This window comes from Streptomyces sp. NPDC059456 (genome assembly GCF_042750055.1).
Taxonomy (GTDB): domain Bacteria; phylum Actinomycetota; class Actinomycetes; order Streptomycetales; family Streptomycetaceae; genus Streptomyces.
The window spans coordinates 1-4,803 of record NZ_JBHYVA010000653.1; the positions used below are offsets into that span (position 1 = coordinate 1).

4 protein-coding genes are annotated in these 4,803 nt (G+C 72.8%); 2 read left to right on the forward strand and 2 right to left on the reverse strand.

Going from position 1 to position 4,803, the window contains the following annotated elements:
* Window positions 1–110 precede the first annotated feature (110 nt).
* Window positions 111–1,037, forward strand: a complete 927-nt coding sequence (locus ACFXA3_RS35610; protein WP_385194053.1) for an FAD-dependent monooxygenase — start codon at window positions 111–113, stop codon at window positions 1,035–1,037.
* Between the two features lie 17 nt (window positions 1,038–1,054).
* On the opposite strand, the gene ACFXA3_RS35615 is transcribed toward ACFXA3_RS35610, so the two are convergent.
* Together ACFXA3_RS35615 and ACFXA3_RS35620 are read right to left on the reverse strand one after the other, a co-directional pair.
* Window positions 1,055–3,199: a putative bifunctional diguanylate cyclase/phosphodiesterase gene (locus ACFXA3_RS35615; RefSeq protein ID WP_385194055.1), complete on the reverse strand. Its 2,145-nt coding sequence runs from the start codon at window positions 3,197–3,199 to the stop codon at window positions 1,055–1,057.
* A gap of 116 nt (window positions 3,200–3,315) precedes the next feature.
* Window positions 3,316–4,146, reverse strand: a complete 831-nt coding sequence (locus ACFXA3_RS35620) for an SAM-dependent methyltransferase (protein ID WP_385194060.1) — start codon at window positions 4,144–4,146, stop codon at window positions 3,316–3,318.
* A gap of 389 nt (window positions 4,147–4,535) precedes the next feature.
* Here ACFXA3_RS35620 and ACFXA3_RS35625 point away from each other — a divergent pair.
* Window positions 4,536–4,803 (forward strand): hypothetical protein (locus ACFXA3_RS35625; RefSeq protein WP_385194057.1); only part of this gene is annotated, 268 nt, incomplete at its 3' end.

The window sequence follows — 4,803 nt, forward strand, 5'->3', positions numbered from 1 at the left end:
ACGGCGGCGTGGACGACCGCCGGCACTGGCACAAGGCCTGCTGGAACGCGAAGGAGCCCCCGCCCCCGCCGGGGCGGGGGGGGCGGGCCGGCCGCACGCGGATCCACTTATTGGACGCGCTGGGGGGCGGCGCCGCCCCCCTGACCGCCATCGGCAACGGCGAGGTGGTCATGCGCAAGTACTTCGACGGGGAGTACGTCAACGACACCCCGGCGGGCGGCAACGGGATCCTGATAGGGCAGTGGCAGATCGAGGCGGCGCTGCGCGAGCGGCTCGCAGGGCTGGGCGTGACGGTGGAGTACGGTGCCCGGCTCGCCGCCATCACCCAGGACGCGGCCGGGATCCGGGCGGAGCTGGCGGACGGCAGTGTGATCGAGGCCCGCTACCTCGCCGGGTGCGACGGCGGGCGCAGCACCACCCGCAAGCTCCTCGGGATTTCCTTCGAGGGCAACACGGAGGCGGAGCCCGCGATGGTCGTCGGGGACGTCCGGGCGCCCGGGCTCAGCCGGGACCACTGGCACCAGTGGTTCACCTCGGAGGGCGGCGGGACCATGCTCTGCCCCATGCCGGGGACGGACACCTTCCAGCTCCAGGCCTCCCCGGAGACGGACGAGCACGGCGAACTGCTGCCGCCTTCGCTGGAGAGCTTCCAGCGGCTCTTCGACCGGCACGCCCAGATGCCCGAGATCCGGCTCACGGACGCCACGTGGCTCTCCACCTGGAAGGTCAACGTCCGCGTGGCCGGCCGGCTGCGCGAGGGCCGGGCCTTCCTCGCCGGGGACGCCGCGCACGTCCACCCCATAGCCGGCGGGCTCGGCATGAACACCGGCATCGAGGACGCGGCCGCCCTGGCGCGGACCCTCGGCGCCGCCCTCGCCGGGGAAGCCGCGGAAGCCGGGGAAGAGGTGCTCGACGCGTACCAGGCCGAGCGGCTGCCGGTGGCCACCGAGGTGGTGGCCGATACGGCACGGCGCTACGAGCGGGTCGTGGAGGCCGTCCGGACGCCCGGCCGGGGGATCGAAGCCGGCCTGGAGTGACCGGCCCGGGGCCGGCGTCAGGAGGGTGTGGGCACGGCGTCCGAGAGCGAGAGCGTGTGGATGCGGTCGGGGGCGCCGGGGCGGGCGTAGTACCAGCCCTGGGCGGTGTCGCAGCCGAGGTCGCGCAGCTGGGCGGCCTGGGCTCCCGTCTCCACGCCCTCGACCGTGACCGCGAGTTCGAGGCTGTGGGCCAGGGCGACGATGCCTTCCACGATCTTGACGTCGACGGGGTTGGCAGGCTGCTGCTGCATCCCCTTGGTGAAGGAGCGGTCCAGCTTCAGGACGCTGACCGGCAGGCGGCGCAGGTTCGCCAGGTTCGAGTAGCCGGTGCCGAAGTCGTCGAGCGCGATGTCCACGCCGAGGGCGGCGAGCCGGCGCAGCGGTTCCAGGAGTTCGTCGTCGGCGCCGATCAGGGCCGATTCGGTGACCTCCAGGCACAGCGCGCCCGGGGCGAGGCCCGAGTTCTCCAGCACCGCGACGGTGTCGGCGACCAGGCCGGGGTGGTGGAGCTGGGTCGGCGAGAGGTTGACGTTGATCCGCAGGGTGGAGCCGCCGTGCTGGCGCTGCCAGTTGCGGGCCTGGCGGACGGCCTCCTCCAAGACCCAGCGGCCGAGCGGCACGATCAGCCCGGTCCGTTCGGCCAGCGGGATGAAGCGGTCCGGGCCGAGGACCCCGTACTGCGGGTGCGACCAGCGGACCAGGGCCTCCGCGCCGTGGACGCTGCCGTCGTGCATGTGGACCAGCGGCTGGTACTCGATGAAGAACTCGCCGCGCTCCAGTGCCGCCGGGAGGGCGTTGGTCAGGCCGTGGCGGGTGATGGCCCGGGCGTCGGCCTCGGCGTCGGCGAACTCGAAGCGGTTGCCGCCGGCCGCCTTGGCCCGGTACATGGTGATGTCGGCGCTGCGGAGCACCTCCGCCGCGGTGCGCTCGCGGGCCGGGCCCTCGACGATGCCGATGCTGCCGCGGACCGACAGCTCGCGGCCCTCGATCCGGATGGGCACCGACAGGGCGGACAGGATCCGGACGGCCAGTTCGGTCACCTTCTCCTCGGTGTCCGAACCGGTGGTCAGCGCCACGAACTCGTCACCGCCGAGTCGTGCGACGACCTCGCCGGGGCCCGTCGCGCAGCTCTGCAGCCGGTCGGCGACCTCCACCAGGAGCCGGTCGCCCGCCGAGTGGCCGAGGCTGTCGTTGACCGCCTTGAACCCGTCGAGGTCCAGGTAGCACAGGCCGAAGCGGCTGCCGCCGGCCCCGCCCAGGGCCTTCTCCAGGCGTTCGAAGAACAGCGTGCGGTTCGGCAGTCCGGTCAGGGCGTCATGGGTGGCCTCGTAGCGCAGGCGCAGGTTCAGCAGCCGGCGCTCGGTGGTGTCCTCCATCAGGGCCAGCTGGTACTGGGGCACGCCCTCGGCGTCGCGCAGCAGCGACACCGTCAGGTTGGTCCACAGCACGGTCCCGTCATGGCGGTAGTACGGCTTCTCCACGCGGTAGCTCTCGCGTTCGCCGCGGACGAGTTCGCCGTACATCCGCCAGACGTGCGGGGCGTCGTCGGGGTGGCCCCACTCGCTGACGTTGCGGCCGCGGACGTGCCCGCCCATGCCGCCGAACATCTGCAGCAGCGTGTCGTTGACCTCCAGGACGTTGCCTTCGAGGTCGGCGATGCCGATGCCGACGGCCGCGCCCTCGAAGACCGCCTTGAAGCGTTCCTCGCTGGCGTGCAGGGCCTGCTGGGCGTCGATGCGGGCGGTCAGCGCGGAGCGGGCGATGGCCTCCTGCTCCCGCAGGGTGCGCTCGCGCAGGGCGCGGGCGAACCCGGCCGCGATCCCGTGCTGGAGACGGGCGCAGCGCGAGCGGTACTCCTCGGTGCCCTCCACCCCGACGCCGTCGGGGCCGCAGTAGAGCACGAGGTACGACTCGACGACGCCGAGCGTGCCGGCCAGGGCCTCGGGGTCGGTGCAGTGGACGGCGACGAGTTCGGCCCCCACCCGCTGGGCGACGCCGGCGTCGAAGGGCCGGGCGTGCAGGGCTTCGGCGAGGGTCCGGGCGAGGGGGATCAGGTGCTGTTCGAACTCGACGCGGGTCAGCGAGGTCGCGGTGACGGGGAAGATCGCCCGTCCCCAGATGGTCGCGAAGCGCCCGATCCGGTCCTCCAGCCCGCTCCGCAACGCGGCAGGGCCCGCCGGCGCCGGCGGGCCTGTGAGCGGGGCCGGGGGCTGCGCACCCTGCGCGGGCCCCGTGTTCTTCGGGGTCGGTGTGCCGGGGGGCACCGCGGCCGCAGATCTCACGCCTTGCGTCCCACTCCGCCGAAGCCCGAGAACGCGTACGGGTCCTCGGGCGCCTCTCCGTCCTCCGGGTCCTCGGTGCCCTCGGGCTGCCACAGCGGCATGGACACCACGCCCGGTTCGACCAGCTCGAAGCCGTCGAAGAAGCCGGTGATCTGTTCGCCGCTGCGCATCACGAGCGGGTTGCGGATGTCCCGGTAGACGCCGACGGTCCCGGCCGCGACTTCCTGCGCGAGCGGGATGCCCTCGTAGGAAGCGTGCGTGAGCACCAGGAGGCTGCCGGGGGCCAGCGCGTCGCGCAGCCGGGCGACGGCGGCGTACGGGTCGTCCGCGTCCTCCAGGAAGTGCAGTACGGCGACGAGCAGCAGGGCGACGGGGCGTTCGAAGTCGAGCAGCTGCGCGACCTCCGGGGCGGCGAGGATGTCGTGGGGCTTGCGCAGGTCGGCGGCGACGATGCCGGTGCGCTCGTCGCCGGCGAGGACGGCGCGGCTGTGGGCGACGGCCACGGGGTCGTGGTCCACGTAGACGACGCGGGCTTCGGGACTGGCGGCCTGGGCGATCTCGTGGACGTTGCCGAAGGTGGGGATGCCGGAGCCGATGTCGAGGAACTGGGTGACGCCCTGGGCCACGGCGTAGCGGACGGCGCGGCGCATGAAGGCCCGGTTGGCCTGCATGATCTTGGGCAGGCCCGGCAGGAACTCCATGGCGCGGCGGGCGGCCTGGCGGTCGACCTCGAAGTTGTGGGAGCCGCCCAGGTAGTAATCGTAGATGCGGGACACGCTCGGCACCGATATGTCGATGCCTGGCGGGGCCCAGGCGGGGCGCTCCATCGGGGTCTCCAAGCCGTAATCCTGTGCGGTCGTCCGGAGTCGGACGCCTGTCCGAGCCGAATGTACTGATCATTGCCCAACGGAGCGAGCAAAAGCGGAAATTGGTGATCCGTTCTTCATCACACACCAAAGGCCTCCCCGGCCCCTCGCGCAGCGAATGACCGAAACCGACAAGTCGCTTTTGGGAATGTGCAGGTACATGACCGGAATAGGGCATTCCGTGGCTCAAACATCTACGGTCCCCGCACCACCCGTTCAGGCGAACCAGAGCCGACCCTCGCGTGCGCGGGCGCACGTGGGCCCATGCTCCCCGGGTGAACAGAGCCTGTACCAGACGCCTGCTGGTGGTCCCGGTCCTGCTGTGGGCGGCGCTGTCCGCCACACCGGCCGTGGCTGATAGCTGCGCCTACGCGACGATCGACGCCGGGGACGGCTCGGGCGCCGTCGAGCTGATCGCGGTCGCCGGAAGCAGCGCCACCGCAAGCGGCCGGGGTGGCGGACATCACGGCGACGGGCACGGCGACGGGCACGGAACCGGCCATGGAAACGGCCACGGCGGACACCACGGAGGCGGCGGACGCGGCGGCCACCACTGCCCGCCCCCTCCCCCGCCGTGCCCGCCGGAGCCGACCCCCACCCCGACGCCCACACCCACGC

Coding starts and splice junctions, on each gene's coding strand:
- ACFXA3_RS35620 (WP_385194060.1), bottom strand. CDS start 4,146: ATGGAGCGCCCCGCCTGGGCCCCGCCAGGCATCGACATATCGGTGCCG.